The organism is Nisaea acidiphila (genome assembly GCF_024662015.1).
Lineage (GTDB): Bacteria > Pseudomonadota > Alphaproteobacteria > Thalassobaculales > Thalassobaculaceae > Nisaea > Nisaea acidiphila.
The window spans coordinates 1-19692 of the sequence record NZ_CP102480.1 but is presented as its reverse complement, the minus strand read 5'-3'; the positions used below and the strand labels follow the sequence as shown (position 1 = coordinate 19692).

22 protein-coding genes are annotated in these 19692 nt (G+C 62.1%); 4 read left to right on the top strand and 18 right to left on the bottom strand.

Annotated elements, in window-relative coordinates:
* Window positions 1-3 precede the first annotated feature (3 nt).
* Window positions 4-300 (bottom strand): winged helix-turn-helix transcriptional regulator, encoded by a 297-nt coding sequence (locus tag NUH88_RS00110; protein WP_257769150.1) that lies wholly within the window; start codon window positions 298-300, stop codon window positions 4-6.
* A 131-nt stretch (window positions 301-431) separates the two neighbouring features.
* Between NUH88_RS00110 and NUH88_RS00105 the strand changes: the two genes are divergently transcribed.
* Both NUH88_RS00105 and NUH88_RS00100 read left to right on the top strand, forming a co-directional pair.
* Complete coding sequence (locus NUH88_RS00105) at window positions 432-1337, top strand: DMT family transporter (RefSeq protein WP_257769149.1); 906 nt, start codon at window positions 432-434, stop codon at window positions 1335-1337.
* Between the two features lie 2 nt (window positions 1338-1339).
* Window positions 1340-2209, top strand: a complete 870-nt coding sequence (locus NUH88_RS00100; RefSeq protein ID WP_257769147.1) for a DMT family transporter — start codon at window positions 1340-1342, stop codon at window positions 2207-2209.
* 10 nt (window positions 2210-2219) lie between these two features.
* On the opposite strand, the gene NUH88_RS00095 is transcribed toward NUH88_RS00100, so the two are convergent.
* Window positions 2220-3440: a hypothetical protein gene (locus tag NUH88_RS00095; RefSeq protein ID WP_257769145.1), complete on the bottom strand. Its 1221-nt coding sequence runs from the start codon at window positions 3438-3440 to the stop codon at window positions 2220-2222.
* Between the two features lie 181 nt (window positions 3441-3621).
* On the opposite strand from NUH88_RS00095, the gene trmFO reads away from it, so the two are divergent.
* Window positions 3622-5004: a methylenetetrahydrofolate--tRNA-(uracil(54)-C(5))-methyltransferase (FADH(2)-oxidizing) TrmFO gene (gene trmFO / locus NUH88_RS00090; protein ID WP_257769143.1), complete on the top strand. Its 1383-nt coding sequence runs from the start codon at window positions 3622-3624 to the stop codon at window positions 5002-5004.
* 4 nt (window positions 5005-5008) lie between these two features.
* On the opposite strand, the gene NUH88_RS00085 is transcribed toward trmFO, so the two are convergent.
* The 6 genes from NUH88_RS00085 to yajC all read right to left on the bottom strand — a co-directional run bounded on the left by NUH88_RS00085 (window position 5009) and on the right by yajC (window position 10164).
* Complete coding sequence (locus NUH88_RS00085; RefSeq protein ID WP_257769141.1) at window positions 5009-5857, bottom strand: phytoene/squalene synthase family protein; 849 nt, start codon at window positions 5855-5857, stop codon at window positions 5009-5011.
* Window positions 5854-6837 carry a phytoene/squalene synthase family protein gene (locus NUH88_RS00080; RefSeq protein WP_257769139.1) on the bottom strand — a complete coding sequence of 328 codons (984 nt, stop codon included), beginning with the start codon at window positions 6835-6837 and terminating at the stop codon, window positions 5854-5856. Before NUH88_RS00080 ends, NUH88_RS00085 begins: the two co-directional genes overlap by 4 nt.
* Window positions 6782-7159: an Mth938-like domain-containing protein gene (locus NUH88_RS00075; RefSeq protein WP_257769137.1), complete on the bottom strand. Its 378-nt coding sequence runs from the start codon at window positions 7157-7159 to the stop codon at window positions 6782-6784. Before NUH88_RS00075 ends, NUH88_RS00080 begins: the two co-directional genes overlap by 56 nt.
* Window positions 7160-7163: 4 nt before the next feature.
* Complete coding sequence (gene secF, locus NUH88_RS00070) at window positions 7164-8123, bottom strand: protein translocase subunit SecF (protein ID WP_257769135.1); 960 nt, start codon at window positions 8121-8123, stop codon at window positions 7164-7166.
* A gap of 12 nt (window positions 8124-8135) precedes the next feature.
* Entirely contained in the window at window positions 8136-9710 is a 1575-nt protein-coding gene (gene secD / locus NUH88_RS00065) for a protein translocase subunit SecD (RefSeq protein ID WP_257769133.1), read from the bottom strand.
* A 70-nt stretch (window positions 9711-9780) separates the two neighbouring features.
* Window positions 9781-10164 (bottom strand): preprotein translocase subunit YajC, encoded by a 384-nt coding sequence (yajC, locus tag NUH88_RS00060; RefSeq protein WP_257769131.1) that lies wholly within the window; start codon window positions 10162-10164, stop codon window positions 9781-9783.
* 259 nt (window positions 10165-10423) lie between these two features.
* Between yajC and NUH88_RS00055 the strand changes: the two genes are divergently transcribed.
* Window positions 10424-11281 (top strand): ATP-binding protein, encoded by an 858-nt coding sequence (locus NUH88_RS00055; RefSeq protein WP_257769124.1) that lies wholly within the window; start codon window positions 10424-10426, stop codon window positions 11279-11281.
* Between the two features lie 10 nt (window positions 11282-11291).
* On the opposite strand, the gene NUH88_RS00050 is transcribed toward NUH88_RS00055, so the two are convergent.
* From NUH88_RS00050 to NUH88_RS00005, 10 genes are all read right to left on the bottom strand, one after another.
* Window positions 11292-12332, bottom strand: a complete 1041-nt coding sequence (locus NUH88_RS00050; RefSeq protein ID WP_257769122.1) for a LysM peptidoglycan-binding domain-containing M23 family metallopeptidase — start codon at window positions 12330-12332, stop codon at window positions 11292-11294.
* 119 nt (window positions 12333-12451) lie between these two features.
* Window positions 12452-13096: a protein-L-isoaspartate(D-aspartate) O-methyltransferase gene (locus NUH88_RS00045; protein WP_257769120.1), complete on the bottom strand. Its 645-nt coding sequence runs from the start codon at window positions 13094-13096 to the stop codon at window positions 12452-12454.
* 6 nt (window positions 13097-13102) lie between these two features.
* On the bottom strand, window positions 13103-13894 hold the full coding sequence (gene surE, locus NUH88_RS00040) for a 5'/3'-nucleotidase SurE (protein ID WP_257769118.1): 792 nt from the start codon (window positions 13892-13894) through the stop codon (window positions 13103-13105).
* 13 nt (window positions 13895-13907) lie between these two features.
* Window positions 13908-15197 (bottom strand): serine--tRNA ligase, encoded by a 1290-nt coding sequence (gene serS / locus NUH88_RS00035; protein WP_257769116.1) that lies wholly within the window; start codon window positions 15195-15197, stop codon window positions 13908-13910.
* 102 nt (window positions 15198-15299) lie between these two features.
* Complete coding sequence (gene tatC / locus NUH88_RS00030) at window positions 15300-16121, bottom strand: twin-arginine translocase subunit TatC (protein WP_257769114.1); 822 nt, start codon at window positions 16119-16121, stop codon at window positions 15300-15302.
* A gap of 3 nt (window positions 16122-16124) precedes the next feature.
* Window positions 16125-16574 carry a Sec-independent protein translocase protein TatB gene (tatB, locus tag NUH88_RS00025; protein ID WP_257769112.1) on the bottom strand — a complete coding sequence of 150 codons (450 nt, stop codon included), beginning with the start codon at window positions 16572-16574 and terminating at the stop codon, window positions 16125-16127.
* A 95-nt stretch (window positions 16575-16669) separates the two neighbouring features.
* Window positions 16670-16909: a twin-arginine translocase TatA/TatE family subunit gene (locus NUH88_RS00020; RefSeq protein WP_308220081.1), complete on the bottom strand. Its 240-nt coding sequence runs from the start codon at window positions 16907-16909 to the stop codon at window positions 16670-16672.
* Between the two features lie 106 nt (window positions 16910-17015).
* On the bottom strand, window positions 17016-18098 hold the full coding sequence (locus tag NUH88_RS00015; RefSeq protein ID WP_257769111.1) for an ABC transporter ATP-binding protein: 1083 nt from the start codon (window positions 18096-18098) through the stop codon (window positions 17016-17018).
* A 143-nt stretch (window positions 18099-18241) separates the two neighbouring features.
* Window positions 18242-18895: an SMC-Scp complex subunit ScpB gene (gene scpB, locus NUH88_RS00010; protein WP_257769110.1), complete on the bottom strand. Its 654-nt coding sequence runs from the start codon at window positions 18893-18895 to the stop codon at window positions 18242-18244.
* Entirely contained in the window at window positions 18892-19692 is an 801-nt protein-coding gene (locus tag NUH88_RS00005) for a segregation and condensation protein A (RefSeq protein ID WP_257769109.1), read from the bottom strand. Before NUH88_RS00005 ends, scpB begins: the two co-directional genes overlap by 4 nt.

Here is a 19692-nt window from a genome sequence, read left to right as displayed (position 1 = left end):
CTGTTAGAGGGTTGGCGCCCATCCCATCGCCCAGTCCCCGAGCGGCTCAAGATGCCGGAACAGTGTCTTTCCGTCTTCGGTCAGGTCGTAGCCCGCATCCGTCTTCTCGACCAGCCCCGCGGTCCTGAGTTCCTTCAGGCGCGTGTTTAGCACGGTCGGCGAAACCGACTCGCAACGGCTCTGAAGGTCGCGGAAGGTCAATGGTTCCACGCTTAGGTTCCAGAGGATTCCGAGCGCCCAGCGGCGTCCCAGCAAATCGAACAGCACCATGATGGGCTGCCCGGTGCGGGATCCCCGCACCGGCCCTCCCGGGAGCGGAATGTCGGTAAGTTTCTCTCTTGCCATAGCGCTATTAAAAGTGTAGCGATTTTTGCTACTGATATCGTAGCAACTGCGGCCGTCGATTACCAGCCGCAAATAAGGAGGTCGTCATGCATCTCTTGGCGCTCTGGCTCCTGCTCGCCGTCTTCTGGAGTGGATCTTACGTGGCTGTAAAAATCGGTCTCGACTCATTCGGCCCGATGACCATTGTCGCGCAAAGAATGGTGATCGGGGCTTGTCTGCTCTATTTCGTGCTCAAACTGCGCTCGGAAACGCTTAGAACCGACAGGTCGGCTCTCGTTGCCTACGGCGTCTCGGCGCTGTTCGGAAACGTGTTTCCGTTCCTGCTCATCGGTTACGGCGAACTCTACGTAGAGAGCGGTCTTGCCGCCCTCTTGATGGGGATCGCCCCGGTCGCGACGGTATTTCTGGCGCCCATGATCCTTCCCAACGAATTTCTGACACCACGTGCGGTGCTCGGAATTCTTTTCGGTGTCGCCGGCCTCGTCGCGCTCGTTGGCGTCAGCGCACTTTCCGGCATCGGTGGGCACTTCGCCGGCCAGATCGCGATCCTGGGTGCGGCGCTCTGTTACACGGGAACCACTCTGTATGTCCGGCGTTACGTCACCGTCCCGCCATTGCAGATGGCAACCGGATCGCTCGTCCTTGGCGCGATGGCCGCATGCAGCGGCGCCTTTCTCTTCGAGGCGCCGTTTTCCGGAGAAATGCCGACCGCAGCTCCGGTCCTCGCCATGCTCTACCTCGGTGTGTGTTCGACCGCGATCGCGACGCTGATCTATTTCCATCTGGTGCCGCTGCTTGGCGCGGGACGCATGCAGCAGATCAATTTCCTCGTTCCGGCGCTCGGAACCTTCTTCGGCGTCGCTCTTCTCGGGGAGCCGCTCAAAGCGAGTTCGGTCATTGCGCTCGGACTGATCTCTGTTGCCGTCTATCTGGTCAGTACCGCCAATCGCCGTATGCACGTCGTAATATCACCCCGGGTTCGGCCCTCATGATCATGCTTGGGGCGCTGGCCGCAACCACGGCGTCATTCGGCTGGGCTGCGGGCATGGTGCTTGCTCACGGCCCAGCCCAACAACTCGGTGCTTTCGAATTTACCCGTATCCAGCTCCTGGTCGCCGGATTGGTTACCGGACTGCTGGTGGCCCTGCTCGGGCAATGGCCAAGCGTGAACTGGCAGCATTGGCCGAGCTTCCTGGTGAGTATCTCGATCGGCGTCATTCTCGGGAACCTTGCCATGGTGGAGTGCCTGCGCCGTGGTGGGCCCAGAAACGCCGAACTGGTCATCTCTCTTAAGGCGCCAATCATCGCGGCAATGGCGTATTTCTGGTACGATGAGACGCTTGAACCGGCCGACTTGGCAGGCGGATTAATCGCTCTTGGCGGTGTATCACTCGCGGTTACCGCCACGCATTCGAACGGGACACGCGGCTCCGTCGCTCCAGTGCTTTTCTTCGGACTCGCCTCGGCTCTCTGTCAGGGAATCGGATTTCTGTGCCTCAAGCCCGCGATGCAATCCGGTACGGAGCCGATGGCACTCGGAGCCGTCCGACTACTCGGCGCCTCACTGCTTGTGTCGCTTGCGGGCCTCTGGCACCAGACGAGAAGCGTCTCGGCGCGCGAAGTCACGCCCAATCTTCTGTTTCGCACGATTCTACCCGGTCTGATGGGCTACAGCTTTTCGACCCCGCTACTTCTCTACGCATTCGCGCATACGCAGGCAGGCGTCGCGGCCGTCCTCGGCTCTCTGGCTCCCGTCCTGATCCTGCCTCTGGTCTGGATCGTTGAGCGACAGAGGCCGTCGCCGCGCGCCACAGCTGGCGCCCTGCTCGCCGTGACCGGCGCCGCGATCATTGTGCTCGTTTAGCGAGTCATTATCAGGCGACGCTGAACACCGGTCCGAAGCTGCCGAGCGCCGGCGCTACACCCGGACCGTCGACATAGTCGTAGTGAACCTTCCGGGCCGAGGTCGCGGTGTCCAGATCCGGAGCCCCGAAAAAGAAGGTTCTGTTGCGCCCGCCGTGATTGTTCACGACGAAATTGCTGAGTTCCTCGACCAGGCTGGGCGTGACTTCCTTCGCATCTCCGGCGGTACAGGCCGTGCCGATCAGGCCGGCGCCCTGCAGCTGGTCGGCGCGTTTGAACTGCCGAGAGAAACTGCCGACGAACCCGGCGCAGAATGGCGAGAGGTAGGTAAAGTTGTTGTGCAGGACGGTCTGCGGCACATCGTCGTCAATGCCTATGACGTAAAGCAGGAGACGTTTTTCCGCCCACTCGGGCAGGAGCTTCAATTCGACGAGAATCGCTTCCCGAAACTGCTTGCTGGTGATCGTGTCCATATGGAGGGGCATCAGAAGAAACGGTTTCGCTCGCGGATTGTCTTCGAGCGTCGAGCGCGCCAGCTGGACCGTGGCGATATCCATGGCGCATTCCAGCGCTCCGGTCTCGCTGCCGTCGTCCGGCATCATCCCGTCCGGGATCGTCAGCTCGGCACGGTACATCGAGACCAGCCGCTTGCGGATATTGGTGATCGGCCAGTAATGCAGTCGGATGGTTTCCTTGGCCGCTTCAAAGGCCTCGGTCTCCTCGTCCTGCTTCTTCTGCCGTGCCTCCTCAACAGTTTCGGTCAGTTCCTTGACCCCAGTCAGCTTTTCCGGCTCGTCGCGCGGGACCTCGAAGATCATCGATTTGACGACAACGCCTTCGAACCCGCTATCCGGACCGGCACCGTGGAGGCGGCGATTGACCTCCTTGGCGATCTGCTGCGCTTTCATTTGCGCCGTGGCGCGATCGTCTTTTCCGAACAGGACGATGAACTGCTCAGCGTTCGCGAGAACGTAGACGTCGTGGGGCGTGATGACTTTCTTGATAATGGTCTCGGTAAGCAAGTGAACCTTGCCGCGGACCTTGACCCAGTTATCGCCGAACCGCTCCTTGAGGTTTTCGAGACCGAGCATTTCGACATTGCCCGCCAGAAGCGCATCCGCCGCCATCTTGTTGCTGCGGCAGAAATCGATCATCGCGGTCTTGAAGCCGTCCTTGTCGGTAGGGTCCAGCTTCTGACGGTCGAAACTTTCGAAATACCCGGTGTCGCTCATGAGGCCGTTTTGTGCTGATCGGGATCGAATTTGCAAATCATGGTCTTATCCTCTCTATCATGCCGAAAACAGTTGAAAAACTGGTTAACGGGATATCAAGAATTGTCCGCGCGTTGATGTTCGGGGATGGAGGGGCTATCTCTTCGCCACTTGGCGTCCAACGCGAAACACGGAAATCCCGATGAGCGATATTTCTCCGGTCCACGTCATTGGCGGCGGCCTTGCCGGCTCCGAAGCGTCCTGGCAGCTCGCGAGCGCGGGCGTGCCCGTGGTGCTGCACGAAATGCGCCCAGAGCGCGGAACCGAGGCGCACCAGACCGACGGCCTCGCAGAACTGGTATGCTCGAACTCTTTCCGTTCCGACGATGCGGAAGGCAATGCGGTCGGCGTTCTGCACGAGGAAATGCGGCGGCTCGGCTCCGTGATCCTGCGCTCCGCGGATGAGCACAAGGTTCCTGCAGGATCCGCACTCGCGGTGGATCGCGATCATTTCTCTGCGTCGGTCGAGAAGGCTCTTGCGGATCACCCGCTGGTCACGGTCGACCGCGGTGAGATCGGAGGACTGCCGCCGGAGGAATGGGATTCGGTCATTATCGCAACCGGCCCCCTCACCTCGCCTGGATTGTCGGAAGCCGTGGCAAAATTGGCCGGACAGCAATCTTTGGCTTTCTTCGATGCTATCGCGCCGATCGTGCACAAGGACAGCATCGATTTCGACATCGCCTGGTTCCAGTCCCGCTATGACAAGGTCGGTCCGGGCGGCGACGGCAAGGATTATATCAACTGCCCGATGGATGAGGCGCAATACGAGGCCTTCATCGATGCTCTGCTTGCCGCGGAAAAAATGGAGTTCCGTGAGTGGGAGAAGGACACGCCCTATTTCGACGGCTGCATGCCGATCGAGGTGATGGCAGAGCGTGGCCGCGAAACCCTCCGTTTCGGGCCGATGAAGCCGGTCGGTCTGACGGATCCGCGGACGGGTACCCGGGCCCATGCGGTCGTCCAGCTACGGCAGGACAATGCGCTCGGCACGCTCTACAACATTGTGGGTTTCCAGACCAAGATGCGTTACGGCGCCCAGACCGAGGTCTTCCGTACCATCCCGGGGCTGGAAAAAGCCGAATTTGCACGTCTCGGCGGGATTCACCGCAACACCTTCATCAATTCCCCGACCCTGCTCGACGGCACGCTCCGAATGAAGGCGCAGACACGGCTCCGTTTCGCCGGACAGATAACCGGAGTAGAAGGGTATGTCGAAAGCGCCGCGATCGGTCTGCTCGCCGGGCGGTTCGCCGCGGCAGAACGGCTGGGCCAGAATCCTTCCCTGCCACCCCGGACGACGGCACTCGGCGCCCTGCTCTCGCATATCACCGGCGATGCGGACGCCGAGACCTTCCAGCCTATGAATGTCAATTTCGGGCTTTTTCCGCCCGTCGAGCCCGAGATCACACCGAACGGCAAGCGCCGCAAGCTGAAAGGCCGGGACCGAAAGGCTGCCATGGCCGGCCGTGCCCTGCGCGATCTCGATGCCTGGCTGGCCGAAACGCGTCAGGCCGCCGAATAACGGGTCAATACCGGCCGGAGAACCGGGAGAGCCAGAAGCGCCAGATTTCCAGCGGATCCGGCCCGGCGAAGCGCATGTCGAACGGATCATAGCGAAGTTTTGCAAGCTGGCTGCCGCGCGACCGGGTCTGACGCGCGGGGAGCAGCAGCGGAGCCAGCGTTCTTTCCTTGCGGGTTCTGGCAAGTCCGCGCGCTGTCAGGGCAAGCGCGTGATCGGCCATCTCACGAACGGCCGAACGGCATCCTTCATCCATCTTGAGTTCGGAGAACTTCCGGGGGCTGCCGCCATGCTTTTCCAGAAGACTGCGCGGGAAGAACGGCCTGCGGGCCGCCTCAAGATGACCGGTTGCACGCAGTTTGCCCATGAAGGCATGCCCGGCGGCGATATCAGCGAGACCGTTGCGCTCCAACTTACCGGCAGGATCGAGAATCATCCCCGCAAGCTCTATGAGCGGTTCCGTGGCCGCACGCAGATAACGCTCCGCCTCGCTCAGATCGTCCATCGGACGGTCTTCCAGATCCCTTTCGCGGGCATTGATCAACCCGTCGAACGCGTTGCGGGACAGCGAATAGGCTTCGATACAGGCTGCGAGCGGCAGAACGATCTCATGCTGGCGCGGTACGCCGCCATAGATGCCCTCGATGCTCTCGCGCCACCATTGCAGCCGGATCCCGCCGATCATGGTTTCGCTCACACTTTCGCGCGTCTTGGCGACTTCGTGATTGAAGGCATAGAGCGTGAACAGTGCCTCGCGGGCGGAAGGCGGAGCGAATAGAGCGAACCGGAACCGGTCCGGGTCCTGCCGGCGAAGCAGCGCTGCCGCCGGTGACAATCCGGTTTGGTCCGGCGTCATTCTTCTGCCTCGGCGACCAGAAGTTCGGCCCGCAATGCCGTCTCCAGTCCCGGCGCGGCCGCCATCCCCTCAAAGAAGTCGGTACCGAACCGCTCGAAAAGCGACACATAAATCCGGATCAAGCCTTTCAGCGCGAGATATTCCCGCCGGCCAATCAGGGGACCCAGCTCTGCAAGCGCTCCCCGGCCTTTTACCAGATGAGCGGCCGCACGCTCCCGCAAATCCGCCGCAAGTATTGAAATTCGGCCGTCGCGCTGCTTGACCGCCTCGGACAACTCGGTCTTTGCGATCCCCGCACGACGAAGCAGACTTTCGGGAATGGTGACGAGCCGCTCTGAACGCTCAGCGTCCTTGGCGAGATCGCGCAGGATATGAACCAGGTAACAGAAGATGCCAAGATCCTCCGCATAGCCCTCGGGCGGAGACGGCAGGCGCCAACGGAAACCCTCTTCGCTCGGGTCGGCTGCGAGCAGGTAGATGAAGATTGTCGCCGGCGCGACCGTGGCGCCCGATGCGTAGGCGAGAAAATCCTCCCACTCCACCATTGGCGTCTCGCGGGCATCGCGGCGCATGGCTTCCGCGAGGCCACGCCACGGCGTGTCTCCGAGATCCGATATCCGGACGATTCTCCGGAGCGCGCGCTGGACCGGTGCAGGCAGCGGTCCCTCTTCTGCCCTCCCGAGGCATTGCGCCTCCCAGTGATCGATAGCAGCCAGCATTTCGCTTCTGGCCGCGGCGCGATCTGTCGCAGGGCGCACGAGGAAACCATCGTCGACCGCGTCGTCGATCAGCCTCATTGCAGCATAGCTTGCGAAAAAGAATGCTTGCCGCGACTGGGGCAAGAGACGGGCCGCATGCAACAGATTGGCATTCGCGCGACCCGCAATCTCGCGGCAAAATGCGATATCCCGCGCTCCGGCGAGCTCAGTCAACGGGCAGAAGCGCCGCCGCGACCCGGCGCCCTTCCGCCAGCAGGACATTGTAGGTGCGGCAGGCAGCGCCGGTATCCATGATATCGACGACCGGGCCTTTCTCGCGGATCGACGCACGAAGCGACGGGAGCACGAATTCGGTCCGCGCGCCGGTGCCGAAAAGCAGGATTTCGGGAGCGGGCTCCCGGCCCGTCACGGGGACGAAATCGGCGAGCGTCAGATCCGCAACCTCGGCCGGGTTCCAGTCCAGCGTTTCCTCCGGAAACACGATGACGGGTCCGGCATAGCGCTCCCCGGTGATCCGGAACGCCCCGTCGCCGTAAGCCTCGATCAGCTGGCGGCCTTCCGGAATCAGGGGCGTTACGTCCATTGGATCAGTCCTTCTGGCCGTCGGCTCCCTGTGCCGCGACGCCCGGCACGCCGTCCTCGTCTTCCTCGTCACCGCGCCGCGGCTCGAGATAGAGCAGCAACGGGACCGCGATAAAGACCGAGGAATAGGTTCCGATCACCACGCCCCAGATCATCGCCAGTGCGAAATCCGCCAGCACCGCTCCTCCGAAGAAATAGATAGCCAGAAGCGCGAGCAAAGTGGTGAGCGAGGTCATCGTTGTGCGGGACAAGGTCTCGTTGACCGAGAGATTGAACAGGTCGACGAGCGTCATCTTCTTGTACTTGCGGAAATTCTCCCGCACCCGGTCGAACACCACGACGGTGTCGTTGATCGAGTACCCGGCAATGGTCAGGATCGCAGCGACCGTCGGAAGATTGAACTCGTGCCCGTTGAGGGCAAAGAGCCCGAAGGTCGAGAAGACATCGTGGCTGAGCGCGATCAGGGCGCAGACGCCGAACTGCCACTCGAAGCGAAACCAGATGTAGATCAGGATGGCGCCAAGAGCGCCAAGCATGGCGAACAGACCGGCTTCGATCAGCTCCTGACCGACCGTCGGTCCGACGAACTCGGTGCGCCGGTACTCGACCTTCTCGCCAAGGGTCGCCTTCACAGTATCGACGGCTGCGAGCTGCTCGGCCTCGGCCCCGTCCTGACGCTGGATGCGAATCAGGATCTCATCCTCGGCGCCGAATTCCTGGATGCTGACATCGCCGAGAGCGAGCGCGCCGAGCTCCGTCCGCAGTGCCGGAATGTCGGCCGGTCCCTCGGTCTGCACTTCCATCAGGATGCCGCCGCGGAAATCGATGCCGAAATTCAGCCCGTTGACGAGCAGTGCCCCGAGGCTGGCCAGCATCAGGGCGAGCGAGAAAATGAACGCCTTGGTCCGGTTCTGGACGAAAGGAAAATTGGTTCCGTGGGGAACGATGCGGAGCGGTTTGAACATCTCTTTGTTCCCTCAGATCGGAAGTTCGCTCGGACGGCTGCGCCGCATCCAGAGCACGACGAGCAAGCGCGTCACCATGGTCGCGGTGAACATCGAGGTCAGGATTCCGATCCCCAGCGTCACAGCGAAGCCCTTCACCGGCCCGGAGCCGACGAAATAGAGGAACATGGCAGCGAACAAGGTCGTCAGGTTCGAATCAACGATGGTCCTGAAGGCCCGCTTGTAGCCGGCCTCGATTGAGGCCATCGGCGTACGGCCGTTGCGGATCTCTTCCCGGATGCGCTCGAAGATCAGCACGTTCGCGTCGACCGCCATGCCGATGGTGAGCACGATGCCGGCGATACCCGGAAGGGTCAGCGTCGCCTGTAGGGTCGATAGCACGGCAACGATCAGCGCCATGTTGAAGAACAGAGCGATATTCGCGAGCAGGCCGAAGAACCCGTAGGAAACGATCATGAAGACGATCACCAGAAGCAGGCCGATCACGCTCGCGATCTTGCCGGCGGCGATCGAGTCGGCACCGAGCCCCGGACCGACGGTACGTTCTTCAAGAACCTGCAACGGTGCCGGAAGCGCACCCGCGCGCAGCAGCAGAGACAGGTCCTGAACCTCCTGCACCGTGAAACTGCCCGAAATAATCCCGGCGCCGCCGAGAATGGCGGTCTGGATAACCGGTGCGCTGATCACCTTGCCGTCGAGCACGATGGCGAAGGGGCGGCCGACATTCTCAGATGTCGCCTGACCGAAGCGGCGGCCGCCGACGCTGTCGAAGCGGAAACTGACGACCGGCTGGCCGTCCTGGAAGCTGGGCTGGGCGTCGACGAGGTTCTCGCCGCTGACCATCACGCGGCGTTTCACCACGTAATGACGCGGCGCGCCCGGACGCTCGTCAGCCGCTTCGAGAAGCTGAGAGCCCGGCGGCACACGGCCCTGGAGCGCGTCCTGAACCGAGGCGGTGGGATCTACCATGCGGAAGGTCAACTTCGCGGTTTGCCCCAACAGGGCCTTGATCCGTTCCGGGTCGTCGACACCGGGAAGCTGCAACAGGATACGATCGTCGCCCTGGCGCTGGATCGTCGGCTCGCGCACACCCGTTTCGTCGATCCGGCGGCGGACAATCTCGATGGACTGAGAGATCGCGCGTGATTTCAGATCCCGGATCGCGGTTTCGGTAAGCGTTATGCGAACGTGATTGCCGTTATCGGTTTCCGTTAGTGTCTGCGGATCTATCCGGCGCACCGCTTCCCGCGCCTTGTCGAGATCTTCCGGGCTGCGGACCGTGAAGCGGACACTCTCCCCGTTCACCCCGAGGCCGCGATATCCGATGCGTTCCTCACGAAGATTACGGCGCGCCTGATCCACAATGGATTCGAGGCGCTCGGCGATCACCACGTCGACATCGACTTCCAGAAGCAGGTGCGAGCCGCCCTGCAAGTCGAGGCCGAGATTGATCTTCTTCCCTGGCAGCCAGGAAGACGGCAAGTCCTGCGTCAGGTCGCGCTCAATGGCATTCGGCGCCGCGTACAACACCCCCAGGGCACATACCAGCGCCACGAGTGTGATCTTCCAAGGCTGAAATTGGAGCATCTCTTAAGTGCCTCTAGCCGGATCAGGCAGACAGAATGCGGTCGGCGCCGTTGCCGGCGCCGATACCGTCTTACTTCTTCTCTTCTTTTTTCTCGTCCGAGGCCGGCTTCTTGCCGGCGGCATCCGTGTTCGCCGGTTCGGTCTTCGCCCGCACGTCAGTGATCATGCTGCGCACGACACGGACCTTTACACCGTCGGCGATCTCAACCAGCAGCTCGTCCTTGTCTTCGATCACTTTGGTGACCGTGCCGACCAGGCCGCCATTGGTCACGATCACGTCGTTCCGGCGCACCTTGGAGAGCATCTCCTTGTGTTCCTTAACCCGCTTCTGCTGCGGACGAATCAGAAGGAAATAGAAGACGACGAAAATCAGGATCAGAGGCAGGAACGCCATCAGATCGAAGCCGCCGCCGGCTCCGCCAGCCGCCTGGGCATAGGCCGGTGAAATGAGCATCAAGTTCTCCCAAACTGCCGCAGGGTCATTGCGCCTCTGCACATACCCCGCTCACATAGTCGGTTCGCGGCCTCGCTGCCAGCCATTTAAGCCGGTTGCAGCCGAAAACACGGAACGGCGGACTATAAAGCCCCGCCCGGCAATTTCAATGGCCGGAACCCCGCGGAATTGACGGCGCGGCGGCGTGTGATACTTTCCCGCCGCCCCGGAGCCTCCGCAACGGGAACTGGTTCGATATTTCTGCCCAAGGTTCAGTGACATGTCCGACGCCCGTGAGCTCGAGATCCTCGCCCGTATCGCAGACGCGCTGGAGCGGATCGCTCCGCCCCCGGCCAAGGCCGCCGATCTCGGGGATGCCGAAGGGTTCGTCTGGAACGCGCAAGCCGGCCAGGTCGATCCGGTGCGGCAGATCAACAGGGTCGATATCGCCCTCCTGAAAGGCGTCGGCCCGCAGCTTGACCAGCTCTACGAGAATACGGACCGCTTCGCGCAGGGATTGCCCGCGAACAATGCCCTGCTCTGGGGCTCGCGCGGTATGGGCAAAAGCTCGCTCGTCAAAGCCGTACATGCCGAGGTGAACAGCAAGCGCGACGGAATACTGGCTCTGGTCGAAATCCATCGCGAGGACCTCGAAACCCTGCCGCGTCTTCTCAATCTGGCCCGCGACACGGATCGTCGGCTGATCGTCTTCTGCGACGATCTTTCCTTCGATTTCGCGGACAATTCCTACAAATCGCTGAAGGCTGTGCTGGAAGGCGGCGTCGAAGGCCGTCCGAGCAACGTCCTCTTCTACGCCACTTCGAACCGCCGCCACCTCATGGCCCGCGACATGATCGACAACGAGCGTTCGACGGCGATCAATCCCGGCGAAGCGGTTGAGGAAAAGGTTTCTCTCTCCGACCGGTTCGGCCTCTGGCTCGGCTTCCATGCCTGCGACCAGGATACCTTCCTCTCCATGATCGAAGGCTATGCGGCCGCATACGACCTGCCGATCTCGACAGAGGATCTGCGCGCCCGGGCGAAGGAGTGGCAGGTCACCCGTGGGGCGCGCTCCGGCCGCGTCGCCTGGCAATTCATCCAGGATCTGGCTGGCGATCTTGGAAAGAAACTCGCCTAACTACCTATAATCAGGACTTTTCCAGGTAGTCGCGCGGATCGACCGCGCGTTTTTCCCGGCGCACCTCGAAATGCAGCTGGGGCCGGTCCACGCTGCCGCTTGAGCCAACCGTCGCGATCGTCTGACCGCGGCGGACCACATCGCCGCGCTTCACCAGCAGCTTGTCGCTATGGGCATAGGCAGTGATCCAGCCGCCCGAATGCTTGAGTAGCAGCAGCTTTCCGAAACCGGGCAAGCCGTCGCCGGCATAGGCCACCACGCCGTTCTCCGCCGCACCGACCGGCGCGCCACGCGGCGCCGCGATATTGATCCCGTCATTGTGCAAACCGCCTGCCCGCGGACCGAAATTCGCAATGATCCGCCCCCTCACCGGCCAGCGGAACGTCGAGCCGGCCCGGCCAGGCGGCCGGATCCTGGCGACCTCGAGCCCGGTCTTTTGCTTCGGCGTTGGCGTCGCGCTTCTCTTTGGCTGTACCGGTGCCAGAGCGGGCACCGTCGGACGTGCCGGTGCGGAAGCAACCGAGGTTCCGGCGCGCGGATTGGGGGCCGGCAATGCGACATTTCCGGGCGAGAGAAGCGCCGTGCGGGTGCGGTCGCCGCGAGCGCCGGGTCCTTCGGGTAAGGTCGCAGGCGAAGCGGCGCTCGCAACAGCAACTTCGCGCGAAGGCAGGCGCAGTTCCTGGCCGACCCGAATTTGATACGGAGGCGCTATGCCGTTCATCTGGACAACCGTCCGCATGTCGACATTGAAGCGGCGGGAAATCGAAAAAACCGTGTCTCCGGGACGCACGAGGTAGTTGCTCGGCGCAGGCAGCCGCAGATCTTGCCCCACATCAAGCTTGTAGGGCGGCTGCAGGCCGTTGGCGAGAATGATGTCCCGGACCGGCACACCGTAGCGGCGGGAAATCTCATAGACCGTGTCGTTCGGACCGGCGCTGATCCGCCCGCCCGGCGGAATGGCGAGGCGCACGGATGCACCCGGACGGTCATTCGCCAGCCGGGGGCCGGTTCCGCCGCATGCCGCGAGCAGAGTGGAAAGCAGTAGCGACAACACTGCCACTGCAAAAAATGGGGAGCGCCTTTCAGCCATGGCCAGAGTTTAGGTTTTGCCGAATGTGCGCTCAAGCGGCGCCGTTGACGGTTCGCTAACAGGCGGTAAGGGCTGGAAAATCAGGCGCTGTCGCGCACTTCGCTTTCGACCAGCGGCACGAATCGCACCGGAAGCAGCTTTTCCGGCTCGAAGCCGTGCTCGGTCCGGGTGAAGCGGTAAATATGCTGTGTGCCGTCCTGCGGGCCGATCGGAACCACCATGATCCCGCCGACCGCAAGCTGCTCCAGCAGGGTTTCCGGAACGTCTTCCGAGGCCGCGGTCACGATGATGCGGTCGAACGGCGCCTGTTCCGGCCATCCCTTGCTCCCATCACCGACGCGGGTGGAGATCGTGTGCAGGTCGAGTTCCTTGAAACGCTCGCCCGCCTCTTCCGCCAAACTCTTGTGACGTTCGATCGTGTAAACCCGGCGCGCCAGTTTTGCGAGGATGGCGGTCTGATAGCCGGAACCGGTGCCAATCTCCAGAACCTTGCAACGGTCGTCGAGCTTCAGCGCCTGCGTCATATAGGCGACGACATAAGGCTGGCTGATGGTTTGTCCGGCACCGATGGGCAGCGCCCTGTTGTCGTAGGCGAAGGTTTTGATCGGCGTCGGGATGAAGATTTCGCGCGGCGTCCGCTCGATCGCGCCAAGCACGGCACTGTCCGCGATCCCCTCGCGGCGCAGTTCCATGATCAGGCGGATCTTGCTTTCGTCGAGGGTCATCGCCGTTCAGTGGCCTCCCGGTCCGAACGCGCGTTGCAGCTCGGCCAGAGTTTCCTGGTCCGTCATGTCCATCTTGATCGGCGTTACAGAGATATAACCGTCGTCGACGGCTTCGAGATCGGTTCCTTCGGCAAAGGGACGCATGCTCTGGATATGGCCGATCCAGTAGTGCCTGGCGCCCCGGGGATCAATCACTTCCAAAATGTCGTCGCCGTTCTTCCGCTTGCCCTGACTGGTAACACGAACGCCCCGGACGCGGTCGGCCGGAACCGGCGGGAAATTGACGTTGAGCAGCGTGTGTGGCGGGAAGCCCTGTTTCAAAACCCGGCGCAGCAGATCGGGACCGTAGGTCTCCGCCGGGCTCCAGTCCGCCGCCTCGCCGTCGATCAGTTCCTGGCTGAAGGCGATCGCCGGCACCCCGAGGATGGTCGCCTCCATGGCTGCGGAAACCGTGCCTGAATAGGTCACGTCCTCGCCAAGGTTGCCATGACGGTTCACGCCGGAGAGGACGATGTCCGGGCGCTTGCCCTTCATCAGTTCGTTCACCGCGAGGAGTACGCAATCGGTCGGTGTGCCGTTGACCGAATACCAGTTCGGCTGGTGTTCACGGGCCTGGAGCGGCCTGCGCAATGTCAGCGAATGTCCTGCCCCGCTCTGCTCGGTCTCGGGGGCGACAACCCAGACATCCTCCGAGATCGAGAGCGCCATACGCACCAGGACCTGCAGCCCCGGTGCGTAGAAGCCATCGTCGTTGGAGATCAGGATGCGTGGCTTCGAAAGATCGAGCGACCAGGCCATGTTGCAGTCCCCCTCAGCCGGCGGCGGAGATCCGCGTGAGGCCACCCATATAGGGCTGCAGCGCCTCCGGCACGGAAACCGAACCGTCCTCTTCCGCGTAATTCTCCAGCACCGCTATCAGCGTCCGTCCGACCGCGAGGGCCGAGCCGTTCAGGGTATGCACGAAGGCGGTCTTCTTCCCCCCGGCCTCCCTATACCGGGCTTTCATCCGGCGCGCCTGGAAATCCCAGCAATTGGAGCAGCTCGAAATCTCGCGATACATGCCCTTGCCGTCGTCCTGTCCCGGCAGCCAGACCTCAATATCGTAGGTTTTGCGGGCACCGAAGCCGGTATCGCCCGAGCAGAGGGTGACCACGCGATAGGACAGACCCAGCCGTTTCAGGACCTCTTCGGCGCAATTCGTCATCCGCTCGTGCTCTTCCTCCGATTTGTCCGGATGGGTGACGGAGACGAGCTCGACTTTGCTGAACTGATGCAGGCGGATCATGCCGCGCGTGTCGCGTCCGGCCGAACCGGCTTCCGAACGGAAACAGGGCGTATAGGCGGTGAAGCGGAGCGGGAGTTCCTCCTCCGCGAGGATTTCACCGGCGGCGATATTGGTCAGCGGCACCTCGGCGGTCGGGATCAGCCAGTGATCGCCCGTCGTCTTGAAGAGGTCATCGCCGAATTTCGGAAGCTGGCCCGTCCCGTAAAGCGCGGCGTCGCGCACCATGTAGGGCGGCGAAACCTCCGTATAGCCGAACTCGCCGGTATGAATATCGAGCATGAAATTGGCGAGTGCACGCTCAAGGCGCGAGAGCTGGCCCTTCAGGAGCGTGAACCGGGCGCCGGAAAGCTTGGCCGCAGCCTCGAAATCCATCATCCCGAGACTTTCGCCGATCGCCACGTGATCCGGCGACGCCGCGTTTTTCTGTGTTGCCTCGCCGACCTTGCGGATCTCGACATTCGCGCTCTCGTCGGGACCGTCCGGCACGTCATCGGCCATGATGTTCGGCAGCGCGGACAGCGCGCCGTCGAGCTGCTCGGAAAGCGCCCGCTCCTCGTCTTCCAGCTGCTGCATGCGGGCCTTGATGTCGGCGACTTCCTTGATCAACGCGTCGGCGTCGCCGCCCTGCCCCTTGACCTTGCCGATCTCCTTGGAGGCCTCGTTGCGCCGCTGTTGCAGTGTCTGCAGCTCGGTCGTGGCATCGCGCCACTTCTGGTCAATCTCGAGGATGGCGCCGGCCTGCGGCTCGAAACCGCGGCGCGCCATGGCCTTGTCGAAGGCCGCTCCGTCCTCGCGAATCCATCTGATATCGTGCATCTCACACGTCCATTCTGTTCGGAAATCCGGTGAACTCTTATAGGCAGTGCCACCCGACGGGTCCAGCGGCGGGGCCGGTCCTAAGAACGGCGCGCCGCGGCGTCAGGTGGCGGTGCTAGACGAAGTCTCGTCTTCGTCCTCGTCATCGTCGAAATTGTCGGGCTCGTATCCGCGTTTCTTCTCGATAATGCGGGCACCTATGATCGAAATCTCGTAGAGAATCGCGACCGGGATGGCGAGCAGGACCTGGGAAATGACGTCCGGCGGGGTAAGGATCGCTGCGACGACGAACGCGATCAGGATCGCGTATTTCCGCTTCGAGGCGAGCCCCTTCGAGGTCACGATCCCGACCTTGGCGAGCAGGATCATCAGCACCGGCAGTTCGAAACAGACACCGAATGCGAAGATCAGCCGCATGACGAGCGAGAGATACTGGTCGACCTTGGGCTCCAGAACGAGCGGCAGAGAGCCGTCGGTGCCCGGATGCTCGAAGCCTAGAAAGAACTGCCAAGCGAGCGGGATCACCAGGAAATAGACCATCGCAGCGCCGAGGGCGAAGAGGCACGGGGTCGCGATCAGGAATGGCAGGAACGCCGCTTTCTCATCCTTGTAGAGCCCCGGCGCAATGAACTGCCAGATCTGAACGGAAATCACGGGAAACGCGACGCAGGCTGCAGCGAAAAAGGCAACCTTCAGGTAAGTGAAGAACGCCTCGTGCAGCGCGGTGTAGATCATCCGGCGTCCGGCTTCGCCTTCGGTCAGCTCGGCGAGCGGCGCCACCAGGATCGAAAAGATCTGCTCCGAAACGGCATAGCAGGCGAAGAAAGCGATGAGAAACGCGGCAAAGGAATAGATCAGGCGAGTGCGCAGTTCGACCAGATGGTCCAGCAGCGGCATCCGCTTTTCTTCGATATCTTCACTCATCGGTTATTGTCCCGCCGCGGCGCTTTTCTCAGCGCTCTTGGTCTCCGGTTTCGGCTTCTCCTCCGCTGCGGGAGGCTGTTCGGCGGCCGGTTCCGGACTTGCGTCGGGCTTGTCTTCGGCCGGGCTATCGACTGGGCGGGACGATGCCACGTCCTTCGCCTGGCTGGCGATGCGCTCCATCTCCTTCTGGGTTTCCCCGGAAGGGTCGACCCATTCGTTCATCTTCTTCTCAAGATTCCCGCCGGAGATACTCTTGGCTTCCTTGCGCAGGTCGTCCAATTCCGCCTCACGCGCAACCTCTTCCAGACTGTTCTGGAATTCGCGCGCAACGCTTCTTGCCTTGCGGATATAGGTGCTGACCGAGCGGACCACGCGCGGCAGGTCGCGGGGGCCGACGACGACCACCGCGACGAACGCGATCAGCATGAATTCCTGCCAGCCGAGATCAAACATCAGCGCATACCATCAGTCACACCTGCGGACCGCCCGTACGGGGCGAATCCGTTCCCGGCACTGTGATGCCGGGCGACCATTAGAAGACAGTCCGGTCAGCTTTTCTGAGCTTGATCGGCCTTGGACTCGGTCCCGGCGGACTCTTCGGATTTCAGGCTCTTCGCGCTCTCCGTCTCGGAGCCCTGCTCGTCGCCCTCTTCCTTCATGCTCTTCTTGAAATTGCGCAGGCCCTTGCCGAAATCGCCCATCAGCGAGGAGATCTTGCCACCGCCGCCAAACAGCAAAAGGGCGACAGCGATCACGATCAGCCAGTGCCAAATACTCATCGCACCCATAAGGTCACGCTCCCATTCGTCTCAATTCGTTCCGTCCCGCTACGGGACTTTTGCGGTATATAGGCATGTTCATAGCGCCACTGCAACGTCCCGCACCGCCGCAATTTCACGTGGCGCCCCCGTTGGACGCGGGAAACACGAAAATCTGCCCCGGATCGAGATCGATCCGCAGCCGAGTGCCGGTCTCGGGTAGAAATATTCCGGGCATGCGCGAATGGAAGTGCCATTCGATGCTGCCGCCGTTCTCGCCTGACTGAACATGCAAATGGATCAGGCTGCTGCGACCGAGCAGACGGGCCTGCATAACACGTGCTGTATAATCGCTTTGTCCTGCCTGCAGTGTCGTGACCCGCAGACCTTCCGGCCTGACCACGACGGTTGCTGTTGTGCCTTCACTGAGGCCTCCCGCCGCAACGGGTCCGATCGGAGTCTCCACCTCACCATCCTTCACCGGACCGCTGAACACATTCACTTCGCCGAAAAAACCCGCAACGAAAGCAGAATTCGGATAGCAGTAGAGCGTGTGCGGAGAGCCTTCCTGAACGATCCGGCCGTCGCGCATCACAGCGATCCGGTCGGCCATGAACATGGCCTCTTCAGGATCGTGCGTGACCATCAGGGTCGCGGCCCCGCTTTCTTTCAGGAGATGGAGTACATCGTCGCGCACCTGGCTACGCAGAGCGGTATCGAGTCCCGAGTAAGGTTCATCGAGAAGAATGATCCGCGGGTTCGGCGCGAGGGCCCGCGCGAGTGCAACCCGCTGCTGCTGGCCGCCTGACAGCTCGTGCGGGAATTTCTCCGCCGCGCCTTCCATGCCGACACGCCGGAGTTCGAGCAGCGCCTTCTCACGGCGGGCGGGTTTCGGAAGGCTCGTCAGACCGAAAGCGACATTGTCGGCCACGTTGAGATGCGGGAACAGCGCGTAATCCTGAAAAACGAGCCCTATTCCGCGCTCTTCTGGTGGAATCTGCTGGCTTGGCGCCGCAACTTCCCTGTCACCCAGGGTAACGCGTCCGGTCTGGAGCTGTTCGAGCCCGGCCGCAAGCCGCAAGGCCGTGGTCTTTCCGCACCCGGATGGTCCCAACAGGCATACAACTTCGCCGGAGGCGATCTCCAGGGAAAGATTGTCGACGACCGGGATACCGTCAAACCGATGGGTTACGCCCTCGAGGCGCAGCACGGGGCTCATTCCGGGAGTGTTCCGGACGGAGCCGGAACCGCACGAAGTCCCGATGATGGCCAATATCTCAACATCACGCTCATTGTAGAACCGGGCGTATCAGAACGGGGGAACCTGCTCAAGGCGAACCGGCGAGAGCGGAGAAGAAACCCTTACGACCCGTCCTCTGCTTCGAGCAGTTCGAACTGGCCGTCATCCTCTTCCTCGTCATCATCGAGATCGTCCTTGTCGCCCATCGCGATGGATGTAAGGCCGGGACGCTTGTCGAGCATGCCGGTGGCCTTCAGCTCTTCAAGGCCCGGCAAATCGCCGAGCGAACTCAGGCCGAAATGATCGAGGAACGCTTCTGTGGTGCCCCAGGTAAGCGGGCGACCGGGAACCTGCCGCCGTCCCCGCGGCTGGATCCAGCCGGCTTCCAGAAGGGCATCGAGCGTTCCTTTGCTGACCGCGACACCGCGGATCTCCTCTATATCGGCGCGCGTGACCGGCTCGTGATAGGCGATGATGGAGAGAGTCTCGAGCGCCGCCCGCGAAAGCTTGCGGCGCACCGCGACCTCAATCCGCAAGGCCTCGCCAATGTCGGGCGCGGTCCGGAACGCCCAGCAGTCCTTTATCTTCACCAGGTGGATACCGCGATCGGCATAGCGTTTCTGCAGCGTCTCGAGGATCGCGTCTGCAGAGACACCATCCGGTAACCGCTCGTCGATTTCAGCCGGCGACAGCGGGTCCTTGCTGGCGAACAGCAGGGCCTCGACGATCCGCTCGGCCCGGCTCGGCCCGTTGGTCTCGGTCTGATCGGAACTCACGCATCGCCCTCCCGGGAGCGGAAATAGATCGGCGCGAACGTGCCGGCCTGGTTGATCTCGGCCTTGCCGTCCTTCACCAGCTGCAGCGAGGCCACAAAGGTCGAAGCCATGGCGGAACGCATCCGCAAACCCTTGCGGATTCCCGGCGGAAGAAAGGAGAATATTGTCTGCCATTCCGGCACGGCGCCCAGAACACGGCTCAGCCGCTGTACCGCGTCCTCGACGGAATAGAGATGAGTCGCCTCGATCTTCAGCGCCTGACGGTCGTGGCGGACCCTGTGGTCGGCGTAGGCCTTCAGCAACTCATAGAGAGTCACGTCGTAGACCGGACGGCGCTTCACCGAGATACGGTCGCCCTGCCCGCGCGCGAAGAAATCGCTGCCGAACTGGGGACGTGCCATCAGCGCCTCGCCGGCCTGCTGCATCGCCTCAAGGCGCATCAGCTGGAAGCGAAGCAGTTCCGCCATCTCTTCCGGCGTTTGTTCTTCCTCCTCCTTTTCCGTGGGAGGGAGAAGAAGCCGGGATTTGAGGTAAGCCAGCCAGGCAGCCATAACGAGATAATCCGCCGCGAGCTCCAGATTGAGCTGCTGTGCCTGATTGACGAAGGCCAGATACTGCTCGGCGAGCTGGAGAACCGAGACGTGGACTAGATCCACCTTCTGCTCGCGGGCGAGCTGCAGCAACACGTCGATGGGCCCTTCGAACCCGTCGATATTCAGAAACAGCGAAAGCTGGACCGGCTCCCGATTTCTGCGGTGATCCGGTACCGGGCTTTCGAATCCGCCCGTGTCGCTCAT